General features: G+C 61.0%; 19 protein-coding genes. 11 read left to right on the plus strand and 8 right to left on the minus strand.

Going from position 1 to position 19,685, the window contains the following annotated elements; translation table 11 throughout:
* From dnaA to yidA, 5 genes are all read left to right on the plus strand, one after another.
* Positions 1 to 1,395 (plus strand): chromosomal replication initiator protein DnaA, encoded by a 1,395-nt coding sequence (dnaA, locus tag SSARUM_RS00005; protein WP_049235245.1) that lies wholly within the window; start codon positions 1 to 3, stop codon positions 1,393 to 1,395.
* A gap of 4 nt (positions 1,396 to 1,399) precedes the next feature.
* A complete protein-coding gene (dnaN, locus tag SSARUM_RS00010) occupies positions 1,400 to 2,500 on the plus strand; it encodes a DNA polymerase III subunit beta (RefSeq protein ID WP_004933892.1) in 1,101 nt (366 codons plus the stop codon).
* Positions 2,501 to 2,545: 45 nt separating this feature from the next.
* Positions 2,546 to 3,631: a DNA replication/repair protein RecF gene (gene recF, locus SSARUM_RS00015; protein ID WP_004933895.1), complete on the plus strand. Its 1,086-nt coding sequence runs from the start codon at positions 2,546 to 2,548 to the stop codon at positions 3,629 to 3,631.
* A gap of 18 nt (positions 3,632 to 3,649) precedes the next feature.
* Positions 3,650 to 6,064: a DNA topoisomerase (ATP-hydrolyzing) subunit B gene (gene gyrB, locus SSARUM_RS00020; RefSeq protein ID WP_033636532.1), complete on the plus strand. Its 2,415-nt coding sequence runs from the start codon at positions 3,650 to 3,652 to the stop codon at positions 6,062 to 6,064.
* 124 nt (positions 6,065 to 6,188) lie between these two features.
* Positions 6,189 to 7,004 carry a sugar-phosphatase gene (gene yidA / locus SSARUM_RS00025; protein ID WP_033649554.1) on the plus strand — a complete coding sequence of 272 codons (816 nt, stop codon included), beginning with the start codon at positions 6,189 to 6,191 and terminating at the stop codon, positions 7,002 to 7,004.
* Between the two features lie 25 nt (positions 7,005 to 7,029).
* On the opposite strand, the gene SSARUM_RS00030 is transcribed toward yidA, so the two are convergent.
* Together SSARUM_RS00030 and SSARUM_RS00035 are read right to left on the minus strand one after the other, a co-directional pair.
* Complete coding sequence (locus SSARUM_RS00030; protein WP_033649553.1) at positions 7,030 to 7,971, minus strand: ornithine cyclodeaminase family protein; 942 nt, start codon at positions 7,969 to 7,971, stop codon at positions 7,030 to 7,032.
* Positions 7,958 to 8,926, minus strand: coding sequence for a threonine/serine dehydratase (locus SSARUM_RS00035; RefSeq protein WP_033649552.1), 969 nt, complete (start codon positions 8,924 to 8,926; stop codon positions 7,958 to 7,960). The genes SSARUM_RS00030 and SSARUM_RS00035 overlap by 14 nt, the downstream gene beginning before the upstream one ends.
* Before the next feature lie 35 nt (positions 8,927 to 8,961).
* Between SSARUM_RS00035 and SSARUM_RS00040 the strand changes: the two genes are divergently transcribed.
* Together SSARUM_RS00040 and SSARUM_RS00045 are read left to right on the plus strand one after the other, a co-directional pair.
* The gene (locus tag SSARUM_RS00040) at positions 8,962 to 9,282 is read left to right on the plus strand and encodes a hypothetical protein (protein WP_060431250.1); all 321 of its coding nucleotides are present in this window, start codon (positions 8,962 to 8,964) and stop codon (positions 9,280 to 9,282) included.
* Positions 9,283 to 9,413: 131 nt separating this feature from the next.
* A complete protein-coding gene (locus SSARUM_RS00045; RefSeq protein WP_033649550.1) occupies positions 9,414 to 10,694 on the plus strand; it encodes a DUF3748 domain-containing protein in 1,281 nt (426 codons plus the stop codon).
* Positions 10,695 to 10,724: 30 nt separating this feature from the next.
* On the opposite strand, the gene SSARUM_RS00050 is transcribed toward SSARUM_RS00045, so the two are convergent.
* A complete protein-coding gene (locus SSARUM_RS00050; protein ID WP_033636538.1) occupies positions 10,725 to 11,072 on the minus strand; it encodes a YceK/YidQ family lipoprotein in 348 nt (115 codons plus the stop codon).
* Positions 11,073 to 11,382: 310 nt separating this feature from the next.
* Between SSARUM_RS00050 and ibpA the strand changes: the two genes are divergently transcribed.
* The 3 genes from ibpA (at position 11,383) to SSARUM_RS00065 (ending at position 14,150) form a co-directional block, all read left to right on the plus strand.
* Complete coding sequence (ibpA, locus tag SSARUM_RS00055; RefSeq protein ID WP_004933919.1) at positions 11,383 to 11,796, plus strand: small heat shock chaperone IbpA; 414 nt, start codon at positions 11,383 to 11,385, stop codon at positions 11,794 to 11,796.
* Between the two features lie 100 nt (positions 11,797 to 11,896).
* The gene (ibpB, locus tag SSARUM_RS00060; protein WP_004933922.1) at positions 11,897 to 12,325 is read left to right on the plus strand and encodes a small heat shock chaperone IbpB; all 429 of its coding nucleotides are present in this window, start codon (positions 11,897 to 11,899) and stop codon (positions 12,323 to 12,325) included.
* Positions 12,326 to 12,491: 166 nt separating this feature from the next.
* The gene (locus tag SSARUM_RS00065; protein ID WP_033649549.1) at positions 12,492 to 14,150 is read left to right on the plus strand and encodes a putative transporter; all 1,659 of its coding nucleotides are present in this window, start codon (positions 12,492 to 12,494) and stop codon (positions 14,148 to 14,150) included.
* Between the two features lie 10 nt (positions 14,151 to 14,160).
* Here SSARUM_RS00065 and SSARUM_RS00070 read toward each other — a convergent pair whose 3' ends face one another.
* The 4 genes from SSARUM_RS00070 to SSARUM_RS00085 form a co-directional block, all read right to left on the minus strand.
* Positions 14,161 to 14,541 (minus strand): type II toxin-antitoxin system VapC family toxin, encoded by a 381-nt coding sequence (locus SSARUM_RS00070; RefSeq protein WP_033649548.1) that lies wholly within the window; start codon positions 14,539 to 14,541, stop codon positions 14,161 to 14,163.
* A complete protein-coding gene (locus SSARUM_RS00075) occupies positions 14,541 to 14,762 on the minus strand; it encodes a ribbon-helix-helix domain-containing protein (RefSeq protein WP_039568270.1) in 222 nt (73 codons plus the stop codon). The genes SSARUM_RS00070 and SSARUM_RS00075 overlap by 1 nt, the downstream gene beginning before the upstream one ends.
* Before the next feature lie 75 nt (positions 14,763 to 14,837).
* Positions 14,838 to 16,088 (minus strand): valine--pyruvate transaminase, encoded by a 1,251-nt coding sequence (locus SSARUM_RS00080; protein WP_060388266.1) that lies wholly within the window; start codon positions 16,086 to 16,088, stop codon positions 14,838 to 14,840.
* A gap of 135 nt (positions 16,089 to 16,223) precedes the next feature.
* Positions 16,224 to 18,287: an alpha-amylase gene (locus tag SSARUM_RS00085; RefSeq protein WP_060388267.1), complete on the minus strand. Its 2,064-nt coding sequence runs from the start codon at positions 18,285 to 18,287 to the stop codon at positions 16,224 to 16,226.
* A gap of 196 nt (positions 18,288 to 18,483) precedes the next feature.
* Between SSARUM_RS00085 and SSARUM_RS00090 the strand changes: the two genes are divergently transcribed.
* The gene (locus tag SSARUM_RS00090; protein ID WP_019455508.1) at positions 18,484 to 18,636 is read left to right on the plus strand and encodes a hypothetical protein; all 153 of its coding nucleotides are present in this window, start codon (positions 18,484 to 18,486) and stop codon (positions 18,634 to 18,636) included.
* 1 nt (position 18,637) lies between these two features.
* Here the strand turns inward: SSARUM_RS00090 and ghrB are convergent, their stop codons facing one another.
* On the minus strand, positions 18,638 to 19,615 hold the full coding sequence (ghrB, locus tag SSARUM_RS00095) for a glyoxylate/hydroxypyruvate reductase GhrB (RefSeq protein ID WP_060431252.1): 978 nt from the start codon (positions 19,613 to 19,615) through the stop codon (positions 18,638 to 18,640).
* Positions 19,616 to 19,685: the final 70 nt, after the last annotated feature.

Genomic DNA, 19,685 nt, shown 5'->3' on the forward strand with positions numbered 1-19,685 from the left:
GTGTCACTTTCGCTTTGGCAGCAGTGTCTTGCCCGATTGCAGGATGAGTTACCTGCCACAGAATTTAGTATGTGGATACGCCCATTGCAGGCGGAACTGAGTGACAACACCTTGGCGCTGTATGCGCCTAACCGCTTTGTGCTGGATTGGGTTCGCGATAAGTACTTAAACAACATCAATGGTCTGCTGAATGATTTCTGCGGCACGGACGCGCCTTTGCTGCGTTTTGAAGTCGGCAGCAAGCCGATCGCGCAGGTGATCAGCCAGACCGTGACCGCCAGCGTCAGCAGCGCCCCTGCGGCTCCCGCGGCGCGCACGGCCGCGCCTTTGCGCCCGAGCTGGGACAACGCGGCGGCGCAACCCGAGCTCTCTTACCGCTCCAACGTCAACCCCAAACACACCTTTGACAACTTCGTCGAGGGTAAGTCCAACCAATTGGCGCGCGCGGCGGCTCGTCAGGTGGCGGACAACCCGGGCGGCGCCTATAACCCGCTGTTCCTGTATGGCGGCACCGGCCTGGGTAAAACCCACCTGCTGCACGCGGTCGGCAACGGCATCATGGCGCGCAAGGCCAACGCCAAAGTGGTCTACATGCACTCGGAACGCTTCGTGCAGGACATGGTCAAAGCGTTGCAGAACAACGCCATCGAAGAGTTTAAGCGTTACTACCGTTCGGTCGACGCCTTGCTGATCGATGACATCCAATTCTTCGCCAACAAGGAGCGTTCGCAGGAAGAGTTCTTCCATACCTTTAACGCTCTGTTGGAAGGCAATCAGCAGATCATCCTGACCTCGGATCGCTACCCTAAAGAGATCAACGGGGTGGAAGATCGTCTGAAGTCGCGCTTCGGCTGGGGGCTGACGGTGGCGATCGAGCCGCCGGAGCTGGAAACCCGCGTGGCGATCCTGATGAAAAAGGCCGACGAAAACGACATCCGCCTGCCGGGCGAAGTGGCGTTCTTCATCGCCAAGCGCCTGCGTTCCAACGTGCGTGAGCTCGAAGGGGCGCTGAACCGCGTGATCGCCAACGCCAACTTTACCGGCCGGGCCATCACCATCGATTTCGTGCGCGAAGCGCTGCGCGATCTGCTGGCGCTGCAGGAAAAGCTGGTCACCATCGACAATATCCAAAAGACGGTGGCGGAGTATTACAAGATTAAAGTCGCGGATTTGCTATCCAAGCGGCGTTCGCGATCCGTTGCCCGCCCGCGCCAGATGGCGATGGCGTTGGCGAAGGAACTCACCAACCACAGCCTGCCGGAAATCGGCGATGCGTTTGGTGGCCGCGACCATACCACGGTGTTGCACGCCTGCCGGAAGATCGAGCAGCTGCGTGAGGAAAGTCACGACATCAAAGAAGATTTCTCCAATTTAATCAGAACATTATCTTCATAGCGCTATGAAATTTATCGTTGAACGTGAGCATCTGCTAAAACCGCTGCAACAGGTGAGCAGCCCGCTGGGCGGCCGCCCGACCTTGCCGATCCTGGGCAACCTGCTGCTGCAGGTGACGGAAGGCTCCCTGCTGCTGACCGGCACCGATCTGGAGATGGAGATGGTGGCGCGCGTCGCCCTGTCCCAGCCGCACGAGCCGGGCGCGACCACCGTGCCCGCGCGCAAATTCTTTGATATCTGCCGCGGCCTGCCGGAAGGGGCGGAGATCGCCGTCACGCTGGAAAGCGAGCGCATGCTGGTGCGATCCGGCCGCAGCCGCTTCTCGCTGTCCACGCTGCCTGCGGCGGACTTCCCGAACCTGGACGACTGGCAGAGCGAGGTGGAGTTCACCTTGCCGCAGGCGACGCTGAAGCGCCTGATCGAAGCCACCCAGTTCTCGATGGCCCATCAGGACGTGCGTTATTACCTGAACGGCATGCTGTTTGAAACCGAAGGCGAAGAGCTGCGCACCGTCGCGACCGACGGCCACCGCCTGGCGGTGTGCTCGATGCCGATCGGCCAACAGCTGCCGTCGCATTCGGTGATCGTGCCGCGTAAAGGGGTGATGGAGCTGGTGCGCCTGCTGGACGGCGGCGATTCGCTGCTGCAGCTGCAGATCGGCAGCAACAACATTCGCGCCCACGTCGGCGATTTCATCTTCACCTCCAAGCTGGTTGACGGCCGTTTCCCGGACTATCGCCGCGTCTTGCCGAAGAACCCGGATAAAACGCTGGAAGCCGGCTGCGATCTGCTCAAGCAGGCGTTTGCCCGCGCGGCGATTCTCTCGAACGAGAAATTCCGCGGCGTGCGGCTGTACGTCAGCCAGAACCAGCTGAAGATCACCGCCAACAACCCGGAGCAGGAAGAGGCGGAAGAGATCCTCGACGTCAGCTACGACGGCGCGGAGATGGAGATCGGCTTCAACGTCAGCTACGTGCTGGACGTGTTGAACGCGCTCAAGTGTGAAGACGTGCGCCTGCTGTTGACCGATTCGGTCTCCAGCGTGCAGATCGAAGACGGCGCCAGCCAGGCGGCGGCCTACGTTGTCATGCCGATGCGGTTGTAGTCTCGTTACCTTGAATTACAGCACCGTCATCGGTAAAGAGATTGCATGGCTCTGACGCGTTTATTGATTAAAGATTTCCGCAATATCGAGGCGGCGGATTTGGCGCTGGCGCCGGGATTCAACTTCCTGGTCGGCGCCAACGGCAGCGGCAAGACCAGCGTGCTGGAAGCGGTGTATACGCTCGGCCACGGCCGCGCCTTTCGCAGCCTGCAGGCCGGTCGGGTGATCCGCCACGACCAGCCGGAGTTCGTGCTGCACGGCCGCATCGAAGGCGCGGAGCGCGAGCTGTCGGTAGGATTGAGCAAGAGCCGTCAGGGTGACAGCAAAGTACGCATCGATGGCAGCGATGGCCACAAGGTGGCCGAGCTGGCGCAGCTGCTGCCCATGCAGCTGATCACCCCCGAAGGTTTTACCCTGCTGAACGGCGGGCCGAAATTCCGGCGCGCCTTCCTGGACTGGGGCTGTTTTCATAACGAACCCGGTTTTTTCACCGCCTGGAGCAACCTGAAACGGTTACTGAAGCAGCGCAATGCCGCGCTGCGCCAGGTGAGTCGCTATGCGCAGATCCGCGCCTGGGATCAGGAACTGATCCCGCTCGCGGAGCGCATCAGCGAATGGCGGGCGGAATACAGCGACGCGATCGCCGCGGATATTACCGCGACCTGCGCGCAGTTTCTGCCTGAATTCGCCCTGAGCTTCTCCTTCCAGCGCGGCTGGGACAAAGAGAGCGACTACGGCGAGCTGCTGGAGCGCCAGTTTGAGCGAGACAGGGCATTGACCTATACCGCGGTGGGGCCGCATAAAGCGGACTTTCGCATTCGTGCCGACGGCACGCCGGTAGAGGATTTGTTATCGCGCGGTCAGCTTAAACTGCTGATGTGCGCGTTGCGCTTGGCGCAGGGTGAGTTTCTCACCCGGCAGAGCGGGCGGCGTTGCCTGTATCTGATTGATGATTTTGCCTCCGAGCTGGACACCGGCCGTCGCCGGTTGCTGGCCGATCGCCTGAAAGCCACCCAGGCCCAGGTTTTTGTCAGCGCGGTGAGCGCTGAACAAGTGACCGACATGGCTGGTGAAAAGGGCAAGATGTTCCGCGTGGAACAGGGTAAAATAGAGGTTCAACCACAGGACTAAAATGAGCGAGAAACGTTGATGTCGAATTCTTATGACTCCTCAAGTATCAAGGTATTAAAAGGGCTGGATGCGGTGCGCAAGCGCCCGGGCATGTATATCGGCGATACCGATGACGGCACCGGTCTGCACCACATGGTATTCGAGGTTGTGGACAACGCTATCGACGAAGCGCTCGCGGGCCACTGTAGTGACATTCAGGTCACCATCCATGCCGACAACTCGGTATCGGTACAGGATGACGGCCGCGGCATTCCGACCGGCATTCACCCGGAAGAAGGGGTTTCAGCCGCAGAGGTCATCATGACCGTGCTGCACGCCGGCGGTAAATTCGACGACAACTCCTATAAAGTTTCCGGCGGCCTGCACGGCGTGGGCGTCTCGGTGGTTAACGCCCTGTCGGAGAAACTGGAGCTGGTAATCCGCCGCGAAGGCAAAGTGCACGAACAGACTTACAGCCACGGCGAGCCGCAGGCGCCGCTGACCGTGGTGGGCGAAACCGAACAGACGGGCACCATGGTGCGCTTCTGGCCGAGCCACCAGACCTTCACCAATGTGACCGATTTCGAGTACGACATTCTGGCCAAGCGTCTGCGCGAGCTGTCCTTCCTCAACTCCGGCGTGTCTATCCGCCTGAAGGACAAGCGCACCGACCGTGAAGACCACTTCCATTACGAAGGCGGCATCAAGGCGTTTGTCGAGTACCTGAACAAGAACAAAACCCCGATCCACCCGAACGTGTTCTACTTCTCGACCGTGAAAGACGACATCGGCGTGGAAGTGGCGCTGCAGTGGAACGACGGTTTCCAGGAAAACATCTACTGCTTCACCAACAACATTCCGCAGCGCGACGGCGGCACGCACCTGGTCGGTTTCCGTACCGCGATGACCCGTACGCTGAACAGCTACATGGAGAAGGAAGGCTACAGCAAGAAGGCCAAGGTCAGCGCCACCGGCGATGACGCGCGTGAAGGTCTGATCGCCGTGGTGTCGGTGAAGGTGCCGGATCCCAAGTTCTCTTCTCAGACCAAGGACAAGCTGGTCTCTTCCGAGGTGAAAACCGCGGTTGAAACGCTGATGAACGAGAAGCTGGTGGATTACCTGATGGAGAATCCGGGCGACGCGAAAATCGTGGTCGGCAAAATCATCGACGCGGCGCGTGCGCGCGAAGCGGCGCGTAAAGCGCGTGAGATGACCCGCCGCAAAGGCGCGCTGGATCTGGCCGGCCTGCCGGGCAAGCTGGCGGACTGCCAGGAACGCGATCCGGCGCTGTCCGAACTGTACCTGGTGGAAGGGGACTCCGCGGGCGGCTCTGCCAAGCAGGGGCGCAACCGCAAGAACCAGGCTATCTTGCCGCTGAAGGGGAAAATCCTCAACGTCGAGAAAGCGCGTTTCGACAAAATGCTCTCCTCGCAGGAAGTCGCGACGCTGATCACCGCGCTGGGTTGCGGCATCGGCCGCGACGAGTACAGCCCGGACAAGCTGCGTTACCACAGCATCATCATCATGACCGATGCCGACGTCGACGGTTCGCACATCCGTACGCTGCTGTTGACCTTCTTCTACCGCCAGATGCCGGAAATCATCGAGCGTGGCCACGTGTTTATCGCACAGCCGCCGCTGTACAAGGTGAAGAAAGGCAAGCAGGAGCAGTACATCAAAGATGACGAGGCGATGGATCAGTACCAGATCGCCATCGCGATGGACGGCGCTACGCTGCATACCAATGCCAGCGCACCGGCGCTCGGCGGCGAGCAGCTGGAAAAACTGGTGGCAGAACACTATGCCGTGCAGAAGCTGATCGGCCGCATGGAGCGCCGCTATCCGCGCGCGCTGCTGAACAACCTGATCTATCAGCCGACGCTGAACGAAGGCGATCTCAGCGATGAAGCCAAGGTGAAAACCTGGATCGCTTCGCTGGTGCAGGCGCTGAACGACAAAGAGCAGCACGGCAGCAGCTATGACTTCGTGATCTTCGAGAACCGCGAACGCCAGATGTTCGAACCGGCGCTGCGCATCCGCACCCACGGCGTGGATACCGACTATAAGCTGGACTTCGACTTCATCCACGGCGGCGAATACCGCAAGATCTGCCAGCTGGGCGAACAGCTGCGCGGGCTGATCGAAGACGGCGCGTTCATCGAGCGCGGCGAACGTCGTCAGCCGGTAGACAGCTTCGAGCAGGCGCTGGAGTGGCTGGTGAAAGAGTCGCGCCGCGGCCTGTCGGTGCAGCGTTATAAAGGCCTGGGCGAGATGAACCCGGAGCAGCTGTGGGAAACCACCATGGATCCGGAAAGCCGCCGCATGCTGCGCGTGACCGTCAAGGACGCCATCGCTGCCGATCAGCTGTTCACCACGCTGATGGGCGATGCGGTTGAGCCGCGCCGCGCCTTTATCGAAGAAAACGCCCTGAAAGCGGCGAACATCGATATCTGATGCGTTAATGGCTGTGAAAATCCGCGCCGGGCGACCCGCGCGGATTTTTTTACGCCTTTTTTGGCGCTGACAGCCAAGGCTGAAACGCGTTAGCATGGGAAAAAACCACTGGGAGAAGCGTTGAATGGCTATTGAACTGATTGCGATCGACATGGACGGCACGTTGCTGGATCCGCAGCACCAAATCACGCCGGCGGTAAAGCAGGCTATCGCGGCGGCGCGGCGCAAAGGGGTGCACGTGGTGCTGGCCACCGGGCGGCCTTATGTCGGCGTGCAGGACTATCTGCGCCAGTTAGACATTCAGGGCCCCGGCGATTTTTGCATAACCTACAACGGCGCGCTGGTGCTGCGCGCGGCCGACGGCGCCTGTATTCTGCAGGAAACCCTGGGTTTTGAGGACTATCTGCACTTCGAGCAGATGGCGCGCGAGCTCGGCGTTCACTACCAGGCGTTTGACTTTGACACCCTGTATACCCCGAACAAAGACATCGGCAAATACACCATACACGAGGCGGAAATGACCGGTATTCCGTTGAAATACCGCAGCGTGGAGGAGATGGATCGCCAGATGCGTTTCCCGAAAGTGATGATGATCGACGAGCCGGCGCTGCTGGACAACGCGATTGCGCGCATCCCGGCGGAAACGCGCGAGCGTTACACCATTCTGAAAAGCGCGCCTTACTACCTCGAAATCCTGCATAAGAACGTCGATAAGGGCGCCGGGGTGAGAATGCTGGCCGAGCACCTCGGCGTGGCGCGGGAAAACATCATGACGCTGGGGGATCAGGCCAACGATACGGCGATGATCGAGTATGCCGGCGTCGGCGTGGCGATGGGCAACGCCATTCCCGAGCTGAAAGCGGTGGCGCAGTTTGTCACCGGCGCCAATACCGAAGACGGCGTGGCGCGCGCCATCGAGAAGTTCGTGCTCAACGCCTGATCAAGTGGGGCGCTACGGCGCCCCTTTATATTGCCGCCAACACCCCTTTGGCGATCTGCAGATCCTGAATCGCCAGCCCGGTAAGATCGGCGATGGTGATGTGCTGCGGCTCGCTTCGCAACCGCCCTCCCAGCGCCAAGACGGCGCCCATTTCGACGATTGGCGTTGAAATCAGCCTATTTTGCCGATAAGCCGTCGCGATCTCGCCATAGTCAGCGCACTGCGCCAGCGCATCGACCAGCAGTGCGTCCGCGCGAGCCACCAGATCGGTCGCCAGCTCCTGCTTGCCGGGCGCGTCGGCACCCACGGCGGTGATGTGCGTGCCGGGCCGAATATCCGCCGCCTGTAAAATCGGTTCGCGGCTGGGCGTGGTAGTGACGATCAGCTGACAGTGCGCCGCCAGTTCCGCCGCATCCTGCGTAACCCGCACCCGAAAACCTTCGGCCTCGGCTTCGCGCCGATACGCCGCCAGCGCCTGATCGTTGCGGCCCCACACCCACACTTCGCGGCAATCGGTCACCGGTTTCAGACATTGCAGCTGCAGCCGGGCCTGCAGGCCGGTGCCGACCATGCCGATCGCCTGAATATGCGGCGGCGCGCACAGTTCGGCGGCGATGCGGCCGGCCAGTGCGGTGCGCAGCGCGGTCAGCCAGCCCTCATCCTGCAGCAGCGCCCGAGGTTCGCCGGTCTGGGCGGAGAACGCCACCACCAGCCCCTGATTGCTGGCCAAACCGCGTTCGGCGTTGCGATAGAAACCGGCGGAGACCTTGACCACGAACATATCTTCGCCTTCCAGCCAGGCGGATTTGATGCAGCAATCGCCGGCGGCCTGTTCGAACAGGAAATGCTGCACCGGCGGCTGTTGCACCCGCCGTTGCGAGTAGGCGATAAAACCCTGCTTCAGCAGCGGGGTTATAGCCTCGGCGTCGAACGCGGCGAGGATTTGCTGCCGTTTAAGGATGTGCATCGGCGATGGCCTTGAGGTACTTCTCCAGCACGATGTTTTTACCGCACAGCACCACCGCCACTTTTTTTCCCTGGTATTCCGGCGCCAGCTTGATCGCCGCCGCCAGCGCCACGCCGGCCGCGCCTTCGATAATCCACCGATCGCTGGCGGCGATCCGGCGCATCGCGCGTTTGATCTCCGTCTCGCTGACCAGCACTTTGCGGTCGATCAGCTGTTGGCACAGCGGGAAGGTTACGGCGCCCGGCTCGACGCCGCCGGCGGTGCCGTCGGACAGGGTGTCTTGCTCTTCCACCGGGAAGATATGGCCCGCTTCCAGCGCGCTGTACATGCTGGTGGCGTTTTCCGGCCAGCAGGCGATAAGCTGCGTGTTCGGCGACAATTGCTGCAGAACGGTGCCGATACCGGCGATATAGCCACCGCCGCCGACCGCCACGAACACGGCGTCCAGACCGGTGAGCTGTTCAACCAGCTCCATGCCGCAGGTGCCCTGGCCGGCGATCACCTGCTCGTCGTTATACGGCGAGATATAGGTTTTTCCCTGTTCGCGGGCGGCCTGTTCCCCGGCCAGTTCGGCGTTCAGCGCATCGCCCGGCACCCGTTCCACGGTGCCGCCCAGCGCGCGGATGGTGTCTAGCTTGATGCTCGCCGCCGTCTCCGGCGCATAAACCGTGACGCCAACGCCCATCAGCTGCCCCGCCAAAGCGACCGCCTGGCCGTGGTTGCCGGTTGAGGCGGCGATAACGCCGCGCCGGCGTTGCTCGCTATCCAGTAACCGCAACTTGTTGCTGGCGCCGCGAAATTTAAAGGAGCCGGTGTGCTGCAGATGGTCGCATTTCAGATACAGCTCGCACCCCAGCTGCTGTGAAAGCAGCACGCTGCGCTCCAATGGCGTGACCCGTACCTGAGGGCGCAGCTGTTGATGGGCAGAAACAATGGCATCGAAGAGGGGGTTCATACCGGCTCCAGAGTTTTTGTACTTAAAAATCCAGTTTGTACTTTTTTGTATTGATTGTAAACCCCGTCGCCCGGCCGCAGGGCAACCCGGCCCGCCAGCGGCAACGGCCGGGGAAGACCATCGCGTTGGCGGTGAAAATAATCATTAACCTGTCGTTTAGCGATACGATTTTTTATTTATTTGCGTTAAGAAAGGTGCTGCCGCTGACTTATTTTAATGAAGGAAATGAGAATGAAAAAAATAGTGCTCGCGGCATCCGCCTATACGGCATGGGCGCCGTTGAGTTTCGCCGCCAAGAATGCGAGCGCCTAATCGACCGTTTATTTGCTGCCGACGCCGTCGTTCGGCTTAAATGATAAAATGCTAAAAAATAATTGCGTCATTTCGAACCGAAAAATCCTCCCGCCTACCCTCTCAGGCCATATGAAACGCTGCCGCCGATCCGGTAAGATGGCGACTCAGTGCTGGCATGCGCAGGAGAACCGCCATGAGCCATCGGGAAAAACAGCTGACTTTCGACCCTCGCGGGCATCAGTTAACCAATATCAACGTCTGGACGCCGGACAGCCAATGGCTGGCTTATGACGTGCGCCCGCGCGGCGCCTCTTTCACCGGTCTGAGCATCGAGCGGGTCAACGTCGCCAGCGGCGCGGTGGAGGTGGTTTATCGCGCTCAGCACGGCGCCCACGTCGGCGTGGTCACGGTCAGCCCCGATGCGCCGGCGCGCTATGCCTTTATCCATGGCCCGGAGCACCCGGACAGCGCCTGGCAATATGATTTTCACCACCGCCGCGGGGTGATCGTCAGCGAACCGGATCGCGAGTTGGCCATCACCCTCGACGCGCTGGATATCACCGCCCCCTACACCCCCGGCGCGCTGCGCGGCGGCAGCCATGTGCACGTATTCAGCCCGGACGGCAGCCGCCTCAGCTTTACCTATAACGATCACGTCATGCACGAGTGCGATCCGGCGCGCGATCTGCGCAACGTTGGGGTGGCCGTGCCGCTGCACGGGGTCAATCCGCCGAAACAGCATCCGCGTGAGTATGACGGCAGCCACTATTGCGTGCTGGTCAGCGAGACGGTGCCGCAGCCGCAGCCGGGCAGCGATCAGATCAATCGTGCTTACGAAGAAGGCTGGATTGGCCGCGAAGGTTACCGTAAGGCCGACGGCAGCCGGCAGCGCTGGGCGCTGGCGTTCATCGGCGATACGCTGTCCGCCGCCGGTGAAAAGCTGCCGGAGGTGTTTATCGTCGATCTGCCGGAGAACGATGCCGATTACGCCAGGGCGGGCGCTCTGCCGCTGCAGGGAACGGAAAGCGAGCTGCCGGCGCCGCCGCAGGGCGTCAGGCAGCGGCGGGTGACCTTTACCGGCGATCGTTGTTTTCCGGGCGTGGCCGGCGCACCGCGCCACTGGCTGCGCAGCTCGCCGGACGGCAGCCAGATCGCGTTTTTGATGAAGGATGACGGCGGCGTGGTGCAGCTGTGGACGGTGTCGCCGAACGGCGGGGAGCCGCGCCAGGTGAGCCACAGCGAGCATGATATCCAGTCTGCCTTCAGCTGGCACCCGCAGGGCGGGGCGATTGCCTTGGTGTGTGACAACAGCGTGATGCTGTGCGAGGTCGCCGGCGGCCGTCTGCAGCGTTTGACGCAGCGCAGCGTGCAGCCGCCGTCGGGGGACGCCGTGGTGTTTTCACCGGACGGCAAGAAAGTGGCGTTTATGCGCGAGATAGCGGGGTTCAACCAGATCTTTGTGGTTGAGGTGTAAGGCGGGCCTGATGGCCCGCTGCGTGTGTGATTAGTGTGTGGCGGCGCTGTCGTTGCCTTCGCCGGGATTGCCGGTTGCCGCCAGATTCTGCTGCTCGCTGCGCAGGATGCGCGCTTTTGGCGAGTCTGCGGTGGCGTCGTTGCCGGAACGCAGATAGTCGTAAGGCAGCAGTACGGTGTCCATCACCGCAGAGAACGGCAGATCCAGCGCCACCAGCGGCATCATCGCCCAGCTGGTGTTGTCGTCCTTCAGCATGTCCACGCTGGCGCGGGTGCCGGGATAGTAACCCTGATTCGGGCCGGTATGGCTCATCACGCTGGAGCAACCGCTGGTCGCCAACAACATGCAGCCCGTCGCTATCGCTTTCATCGTCGTCATTAATCCATCCTGCAGGGTTGCTGTGCCCCTAAAATTAAGCTGAGTTATAACATCCTGTCGCTGCTTTAAAAGAAGCAAAATCCCGCTCTGTGGCGGCTCTCTCACTTTAGTGTAAGTGGTAAAAAAACTTTCGCCTAATCGGTACGAAGTTTTTTTGATCCTCGCCTGTTGAATTGATGAAATCAACCCCCATTTTATCATCAGAGCCGAATTGAGAATTCGCCGTAAGGGAATTCTGGCTTAATTAGCCTGTCCAGAGTGGAAGGCGTATTTATTTCAACCTCGCTGAAGTGCCTTAGGAGGCTGTTTTATGCGTAATTTTGATCTTTCCCCGCTATACCGTTCCGCCATTGGTTTCGATCGCCTGTTCAACGCGCTGGAAGCCGGCCAGAGTCAGGGCAACGGCGGTTATCCGCCTTATAATGTCGAGCTGGTGGACGAAAATCATTATCGCATCGCCATCGCGGTAGCCGGGTTTGCCGAGCAGGAGCTGGAGATCACCACGCAAGATAATCTGCTGATCGTGCGCGGGGCGCACAATAACGAACCGGCAGAAAAAACCTATTTATATCAGGGCATCGCCGAGCGTAATTTCGAGCGTAAATTCCAGCTGGCCGAACACATTCAAATTAAAGGTGCCAAACTGGAGAATGGCCTGTTGTATATCGACATGCAACGCATCGTGCCGGAAACATTAAAACCGCGCCGCATCGAAATTAAATAAATTTCCGTTTCGCCGGCAGGTACGCTGCCGGCAAATAATACCTAGCCTGCCGTCAGGGGGCTGAATAAACACATCTCGCTTAATGAAAGGAGTTGTTCCTATGCGTAATTACGATTTATCCCCGCTTCTGCGTCAGTGGATTGGTTTTGATAAATTGGCCAGCTCAATGGGCGGCCAGGAACCCCAGGGGTTCCCGCCGTATAACATCGAGAAAAGCGATGACAATCACTACCGCATTTCTCTGGCGCTGGCCGGTTTCCGGCAGAGCGAACTGAATATTGAAGTGGAAGGGCCGCGGCTGACCGTCAGCGGTAAACCCACTCCGCCGGAAAAACAGGTCGAATACCTGCATCAGGGCCTGGTGTGCAAAGAGTTCCAGTTGACCTTCACCCTGGCGGAGCATCTGCAGGTGTCGGAGGCCAAATTTGAAAACGGCCTGCTGCACATCGATCTGGTGCGTCAGGTGCCGGAAGCCTTGCAGCCGCAGCGCATCGCCATCGGGGCGACGCCGGAGCTGGAAGCCAAATAACCGACTGAAAAACGGTCATCATCATGCGGGGGAGATCCAGACGGGTCTCCCCCGCTGCGTTATGTGGCGCATGCCACAGTCCCCCCGTTTGTCCGATGTCATAATCCTTGTTAATTGTGTGTCTTTGGCCGCAAATTCCTTTTCAACTTTGGCAAGGATGTGACCTATGAGCGATATCGCCCTGACCGTCAGCATGTTGGCGCTGGCGGCCGTCATTGGGCTGTGGATGGGGAACTGGAAGCTGTACGGCGTTGGGCTGGGCATCGGCGGCGTGCTGTTCGGCGGCATCCTGGTCGGCCACTTCGCCCAGAGCGGGCAAATCAACCTGAACGGGGACATGCTGCACTTTATTCAGGAGTTTGGCCTGATCCTGTTCGTGTACACCATCGGCATTCAGGTCGGCCCCGGTTTCTTCTCTTCGCTGCGCGTCTCCGGGCTGCGCCTCAACGCCTTCGCGGTGCTGCTGGTGCTGACCGGCGGCGTCGTGGCGGCGGCGGTACACAAGCTGTTCGACGTGCCGCTGCCGATCATCCTCGGCGTGTTCTCCGGCGCGGTCACCAACACCCCGGCGCTGGGCGCCGGTCAGCAAATCCTGACCGATCTCGGTTCCGATCCGGCGTTGGTGGACGGCATGGGGATGGGTTACGCCATGGCCTATCCGTTCGGCATATGCGGCATCCTGCTGGTGATGTGGCTGATTCGGCTGTTTTTTCGCATCAACATCGAGCGCGAGGCGCAGGCGTTTGAAAGCAGCCTGGGCAATCAGCGTGAGCTGCTGCACGCCATCAACGTGGCGGTGCGCAACCCCAATCTGCAGGGCATGGCGATCAAGCAGGTGCCGCTGCTCAACGGTGAAGCGATCGTCTGTTCGCGCCTCAAACGCGGGGAGCTGCTGATGGTGCCGGCGCCGCACGAGCGGCTTGAGCTGGGCGACTACCTGCACCTGGTGGGCAAACGCGAAGATCTGGAGAACGCCCGACTGGTGATCGGCGAAGAGGTGGACGCCTCGCTGTCCACGCGCGGCACCGCGCTGCAGGTGGTGAGGGCGGTGGTGACCAACGAGCAGGTGCTGGGCAAGAAAATCCGCGATCTGAACCTGAAGCAAAAGTATGACGTGGTAATTTCACGCCTCAACCGCGCCGGCGTGGAGCTGGTGGCCGGCAGCAACGTGACGCTGCAATTCGGCGACATTCTGAACCTGGTCGGCCGGCCGGAGGCCATCGACGCGGTGACGGCAATCGTCGGCAACGCCCAACAAAAACTGCAGCAGGTGCAGATGCTGCCGGTGTTTATCGGCATCGGCCTTGGGGTGCTGCTCGGCTCCATTCCGCTGTTCGTGCCCGGCTTCCCGGCGGCATTGCGGCTGGGGCTGGCCGGCGGGCCGCTGGTGGCGGCGCTGATCCTGGGGCGCATCGGCAGCATCGGCAAGCTGTACTGGTTTATGCCGCCGAGCGCCAACCTGGCGCTGCGCGAACTGGGTATCGTGCTGTTTCTGGCGGTGGTCGGATTGAAGTCGGGTGGCAACTTCATCGATACCTTGCTGCACGGCGAGGGGCTGACGTGGGTCGGGTACGGCGCGTTGATCACCGCCATTCCGCTGCTGAGCGTCGGTATTCTGGCGCGCACGGTGGGCAAGATGAACTACCTGACGCTGTCCGGCATGCTGGCGGGATCGATGACCGATCCGCCGGCGCTGGCCTTCGCCAACGGTCTGCATCCTACCAGCGGCGCCGCCGCGCTGTCTTACGCCACCGTGTATCCGCTGGCGATGTTCCTGCGCATCATGTCGCCGCAGCTGCTGGCGGTGCTGTTCTGGACGCTGTAACGCTGCCCGACTACAGCCGATAAGGCATTAACACGCCGTTGTCAGTGCCAAAATCTTTGGGGTTGCGGGAGATGAGCGTCCGGAACCCCACCTGCGCGGTGGCCCAGACAATGGCGTCCGGCAGCTTCACATGCTGTGAGTGGCGCAGTTCTACGGCGCGTTCGGCAACTTCATCGGTAATAGGCAGCAGCAGGAATTGCCCTAAAAACTGGCGCGTTTTCAACTCCAGCGCCGGCCCCTGTTTTTTGGCACCCACCATCACTTCCATCCAGGTGATGGCGCTAATAGCCGGGTTGATGTGGTATTCGGTCAGAACGTCTTTGGCTTGAGGAATGCCGTTGAGATAATCGATCAGGATATTGGTGTCGAATAACGCCCGTTGAGCCACCATTATTCCCACTCCTCGCGCTGACGATTTTCGTAGTCTACGCCATCGCCCATCGCCCCGGACCAGAGCCCGAAAGCATTGCTGGGATCTTCAACGTGGTTCTCCGTCAGATAACGGGAGACGGCCTGACGGATGATTTCGGCCCGGGGAATGTGGCGGATATTTTTCAGATTGTCGAGCTGCCGCAGGTCTTCTTCAGGTAAATCGATCACGATGCGAGTCATCGCTAGCCCTCCAAAAAAAAGATATACGATATATGCATCGTATATCTTTATCGGTCGATTTTCAATCAGCTGGCGTTAGCCTTCCTGATGCGCGCGTTCGATCTCTTCCGCCAGGATCGCCACGCCGCGCTCGATTTTCTCCGGATCGGGCACGTAGTTCATGCGCATGCACTGGTGGGTGTGCGGCCATTCGTGCTCCAGCCCCGGGAAGAAGTAATGGCCCGGCACCATCAGCACGCCGCGCTTTTTCAGGCGCTGATACAGTACTTCGGTGGTGATCGGCAGATCTTTGAACCACAGCCAGAGGAAGATAGCCCCTTCCGGTTTGTGGATCAGGCAGCGCTCCGGCGACAGGTAGCGGCGGATAATCTCGATGGTGTGCTCGACGCGCTGTTTGTAGAACGGGCGAATCACCTCGTTCGACAGGCGCAGCAGATCGCCGCGCGCGATCATTTCCGTCGCCATCGCCGGCCCCATGCTGCCCGGCGACAGGCTGATGATGCCGTTCATGTTGGTCAGCGCGGTGATCACCTTCTCGTCGGCGATCACGATGCCGCAGCGCGAGCCCGGTAGGCCGAGCTTGGACAGGCTCATGCACAGGATGGTGTTCGGGTTCCACAGCGGCGTGGCGTCGCTGAAGATGATGCCGGGGAACGGCACGCCGTAGGCGTTGTCGATCACCAGCGGAATGTCGCGCTGCTGCGCCAGCAGGTCGAGCTTCATCAGCTCTTCGTCGGTGATCACGTTGCCGGTCGGGTTGGTCGGCCGCGAAACGCAGATCATGCCGATGTCGTCGCCGATGGTGAGGTGTTCGAAATCAACGTGATATTTGAACTGGCCGTCCGGCAGCAGCTCGATGTTCGGTTTGGCGGAGACGAACAGCCCTTCGTCCAGCCCGGCGTCGGCATAGCCGATGTATTCCGGCGCCAGCGGGAACAGCACGCGGCGGCGCGAACCGTCGGCGTAGCGGCCGGCGAACAGGTTGAACAAGTAGAAAAACGCGCTTTGGCTGCCGTTAGTCAGTGCAATATTCTGTGGCGAAATCTCCCAGCCGAGCTCGTCGCACAGCAGATTGGCCAGCGCTTTCAGCAGCGCGTCCTTGCCTTGCGGGCCGTCGTAGTTGCACAGCGCTTCGGTCAGTTTGCCCTGATCGAGCATCTCCTGGCACAGCTGTTTGAAGTAGGCTTCCATCTCTGGGATCTGCGCCGGGTTGCCGCCGCCGAGCATGATGGCACCGGGGGTGCGCAGGCCTTCGTTCAGGTCGTCCATCAAACGGGTAATGCCCGCATAACGGGTAAATTTTTCGCCGAAAAGTGAGAAAGTCATAGGTGCAGCAGTACTGTTTCTTAGCAGGTAATCCCCCACCATACCGCCAGACAAATCCCGCTGCAACGCGGCCGATAAATCGACCAATGGGCACAAACTTCGCCCATTGGCCGATTGGTAGCATATTACGCTGGATTATTGTGACCGTTCGCCGGCCCACACCACCATCACCTTATCGTCGCCGAGCCGGCGGCTGAAGGCGTAGTAGGCGGCGTGTGGCTGCGGGGTTTGCACGCCGCCGCCGATCGCCGGATGGCGAGCGCGGAACTGCCCCAACCGTTGCCAGTGGGCCAGCATCGGGGCTTTTTCCCCCAGCAGCTCACGCCAGTTCATGTCGGAGCGGGTGCCCTGCAGCGGATCGGAACCGGTGGGGCCGAGCGGGCGGCCGCTTTCATCGCCGTAGTAAATCTGCACCGCGCCCGGCGCCAGCAACAGCAGGTTCGCCGCCCGCTGTTGCAGCGGCAGCGAGCCTTTGGCGTCGCTGGCGAAGAACAGCCGGGTGTCGTGTGAAGAGAGGTAGCTCAGCACGTTGAAATCCTGCAGCCGCTCGGCCATCTGCCGGTAGGTGGCATCAATGTCGGCAAAGCAGCCCAATGCCTGCGCCGCCTGGTCCTGGAAGTCGAAGTTGATCATCGCGTCGAAGCCGTTTTGGTAATAGTCGCTTTTCATCACCCCGTGGCCCCAGGCCTCGCCGGTCATCCAAAACGGCGCGTCATCCAGCGCCTGCTGCGGATGATCCGCTTTCCACGCCGCCAATGCCGCCGTGGCGCGCTGCTTCAACAGCGCCAGCGTCGGTTTTTCCACGTGCTTGGCGGTATCGACGCGAAAACCGTCGATGCCGTAATCGCGCACCCACTGGCTGAGCCAGACGGTCAGGTAATCGCGGGTGGTGGCGCCGGGCATGTCGCGCGCGGCGGTGTCGGGTTTGTGGCGATAGAACAGCGGCAGGCCGCTGGCGCCGGGCGCTTCGGTTTTGATGTCCGGCAGGAAGGCCAGCGACATCGTCAGATCGTCATAGCCCGGTGAGTCATAGTCGCCGATGTCGGTGCGGATCCAGTTTTTCCCCCACCATTGGCGCCAGCCCGCCTTGTCGCTGAAGTTGATGTAGTCGTTGAAACTGTGCCAGTTTTGCCCTGGCCCGGGGCGCCAGTCGCCCCAGTTTTTCCCCAGGGTTTTCTCCACCTCCGCGCCTTGCAGATACAGCGAGCCGAAGTGAAACGTCTGCATATCCGCCAGCGTGGCGTAACCGACATGGTTCACCACCACGTCGAACAGAATGCGAATGCCGCGCCGATGCGCTTGTTCGACCAGCGTGCGCAGCTCCTGTTCGGTGCCCATGTTGGCGTCGAGGCGAGTCCAGTCCAGCGCGTAATAGCCGTGATAGGCGTAATGCGGGAAATCGCCTTTGGTGCCGCCGCCGACCCAGCCGTGGATCTGCTCCAGCGGCGAGCTGATCCACAAGGCGTTGACGCCGAGCTGCTGCAGATAATCCAGTTTTTGCGTCAGGCCGGCCAGATCGCCGCCGTGAAAGGTGCCTATTTCCTGCAGGCCGTCGCTGCGGCGCCCGTAGCTGTGGTCGTTGGCCGGGTTGCCGTTCTCAAAGCGATCGGTCAGCACGAAGTAGACTGTGGCGTTATGCCAGCTGAACGCCGCCGGTTTCGCCGTGGCGGCGGACTCCAGCAGCAACAGGCCGCCGCTGGCGGCGGTGGGCTGCAGCGTGATTTTCCCCTGGCTCACCTGCGCCGTTTGGCCGGAATAGAAATCGCGCAGCGTTTCGCCTTCGGCGAAGGTGGAGGCGACGTCGACCGTGACCGGCTTGCCGTCCCAGCGCGGGCAGCTGCGGGCAACAACGGCGGCGCTTTCCGGCGCGCTGCGCAGGCTGAGCTGCAGCGTCGGCGTGCCGCTGCGGGTGTCGATGCGCACCTGATAGTCGCCGGCGCGGAACTGCCGCCAGCTGGCCGGCGGATGGGCGCCGCAGGGCTGCAGCGACAGCGTCTGGTTAAGCTTCACCGCCTCGGCCGGCTGCCAGCAGTGGTTATCCAGATACAGGCGCAGCGGCAGTTGGCCTTTGGGCAGCGCGGCCTGGCTGGTAAACAGCCCGGCGGCAGTTTCGTCGAAGGCCGGGAAACCCGGCAGCGTCCAGCCGGCCAGCACCGAAGGCGACAGCAGCATCAACAAGGGCAGGGGTAACAGTTTCATGGCTCTCCTTACGCGCGGCAGGAAGCGTTTTTCTCGCAGGGTAGCGCCCAGTGTGGCAAACGGCGGAAAAATAGCCTCCTCCCTGCGAGGGTTTTTCGGGGAGGAGAGAAAGGGCGGAGCGTTTTCGGATTGATTCGGCTTGGCTTTGCGCGCGCGCTGCGGCAGATTAAACGATGAACATCAAAGGAGGTTAGCGATGACGGACAAAAACTGGCGAGAAGAGATCGTTCAGGCAATTCAGGATGCCGAATTGCAGCACTTCGCCGAAGAACATCAGCTGCAGGCGCTGTTCGCGCCGCAGCAGGAAGAGCAACACGGCCGGTTATCCGCAGACCACCGGCCGCGCTGAGTTATTTCCGCAACAGCTGCGGGTTGACGCAGTTTTCTTTCACCGTGCCGGTCAACGCGGCGATCAAATTATCTACCGCGCAGGCGGCCATGCCGTAGCGCGTTTCATGGGTGGCGGAGCCGATGTGCGGCAACGCCACCACGTTCGGCATGCTGAGCAGCGGTGAGTTGGCCGGCAGCGGCTCTTTCTCGAACACGTCCAACCCGGCGGCGAGGATCACGCCGTTTTGCAGCGCTTCGATCAGCGCCTGCTCATCCACCACCGGCCCGCGGCCGGCGTTGATCAGAATGCCGCTTTTCTTCATCTTCGCCAACTGATCGCGGCCGATCATGTGGAAGGTTTGTTCGGTCAGCGGCAGCGTGATGCAAACGAAATCCGACTCGGCCAGCAGGGTATCCAGATCGCAGCGGCGCGCATTAAAGCGCTGCTCCGCCTCTTCGTGCGTGCGGCGGGCGTTGTACAGCACCGGCATGCCGAAGCCGAAGTGCGCGCGCTGCGCCAGCGCCAGGCCGATGCGCCCCATGCCGAGGATGCCGATGGTTTTATGGTGCACGTCGACGCCGAACCAGTCCGGCCCGATGCTGCCGCGCCATTCGCCGGCCTTCACCCGCTCCGCCACTTCCACCACCCGGCGCGCGGTCGCCAGCACCAGGCTCATGATGGTGTCGGCGACGGTTTCGGTCAGCACCGTCGGGGTGTGCATCAGCAGCACGTTATGGGCGTTGAGCGCCTCGACGTCGAAGTTGTCGTAGCCGACGGAAACGGTCGAGGCCGCGCGCAGTTTGGGCGCCTGCTTCAGGAAGGCTTCGTCAATTTTACCGCCGGAACCGATGATCCCTTCGGCCTGCTGCAGCGCCTGGCGCAGTTCGTCGCGGTTCTCCGGCTGCAGGCCGTTGAAGGCGTGCACGGTGAAGTGCTGTTCCAGACGTTCACGCAGATCGGCGGGCAGGCTTTTGTACAATACGATAGAAGGCTTCATCACGAACTCCAGCTGGGCCAAAGGGGGCATGGCGCCCCCCGGTTGGGTTAACAGATAAAAAGTATAACCG

This window comes from Serratia sarumanii, assembly GCF_029962605.1.
GTDB classification, from domain to species: domain Bacteria; phylum Pseudomonadota; class Gammaproteobacteria; order Enterobacterales; family Enterobacteriaceae; genus Serratia; species Serratia sarumanii.

Excerpts from the sequence above, each read along its gene's own strand:
- gyrB (WP_033636532.1), top strand. The coding sequence starts at position 3,650 with ATGTCGAATTCTTATGACTCCTCAAGTATCAAGGTATTAAAAGGGCTG.
- recF (WP_004933895.1), top strand. The coding sequence starts at position 2,546 with ATGGCTCTGACGCGTTTATTGATTAAAGATTTCCGCAATATCGAGGCG.
- yidA (WP_033649554.1), top strand. The coding sequence starts at position 6,189 with ATGGCTATTGAACTGATTGCGATCGACATGGACGGCACGTTGCTGGAT.
- SSARUM_RS00035 (WP_033649552.1), bottom strand. The coding sequence starts at position 8,926 with ATGAACCCCCTCTTCGATGCCATTGTTTCTGCCCATCAACAGCTGCGC.
- SSARUM_RS00050 (WP_033636538.1), bottom strand. The coding sequence starts at position 11,072 with ATGACGACGATGAAAGCGATAGCGACGGGCTGCATGTTGTTGGCGACC.
- ibpB (WP_004933922.1), top strand. The coding sequence starts at position 11,897 with ATGCGTAATTACGATTTATCCCCGCTTCTGCGTCAGTGGATTGGTTTT.
- ghrB (WP_060431252.1), bottom strand. The coding sequence starts at position 19,615 with ATGAAGCCTTCTATCGTATTGTACAAAAGCCTGCCCGCCGATCTGCGT.
- SSARUM_RS00090 (WP_019455508.1), top strand. The coding sequence starts at position 18,484 with ATGACGGACAAAAACTGGCGAGAAGAGATCGTTCAGGCAATTCAGGAT.
- SSARUM_RS00070 (WP_033649548.1), bottom strand. The coding sequence starts at position 14,541 with ATGGTGGCTCAACGGGCGTTATTCGACACCAATATCCTGATCGATTAT.
- dnaN (WP_004933892.1), top strand. The coding sequence starts at position 1,400 with ATGAAATTTATCGTTGAACGTGAGCATCTGCTAAAACCGCTGCAACAG.
- SSARUM_RS00085 (WP_060388267.1), bottom strand. The coding sequence starts at position 18,287 with ATGAAACTGTTACCCCTGCCCTTGTTGATGCTGCTGTCGCCTTCGGTG.
- SSARUM_RS00065 (WP_033649549.1), top strand. The coding sequence starts at position 12,492 with ATGAGCGATATCGCCCTGACCGTCAGCATGTTGGCGCTGGCGGCCGTC.
- SSARUM_RS00030 (WP_033649553.1), bottom strand. The coding sequence starts at position 7,971 with ATGCACATCCTTAAACGGCAGCAAATCCTCGCCGCGTTCGACGCCGAG.
- SSARUM_RS00080 (WP_060388266.1), bottom strand. The coding sequence starts at position 16,088 with ATGACTTTCTCACTTTTCGGCGAAAAATTTACCCGTTATGCGGGCATT.
- ibpA (WP_004933919.1), top strand. The coding sequence starts at position 11,383 with ATGCGTAATTTTGATCTTTCCCCGCTATACCGTTCCGCCATTGGTTTC.
- SSARUM_RS00075 (WP_039568270.1), bottom strand. The coding sequence starts at position 14,762 with ATGACTCGCATCGTGATCGATTTACCTGAAGAAGACCTGCGGCAGCTC.
- SSARUM_RS00045 (WP_033649550.1), top strand. The coding sequence starts at position 9,414 with ATGAGCCATCGGGAAAAACAGCTGACTTTCGACCCTCGCGGGCATCAG.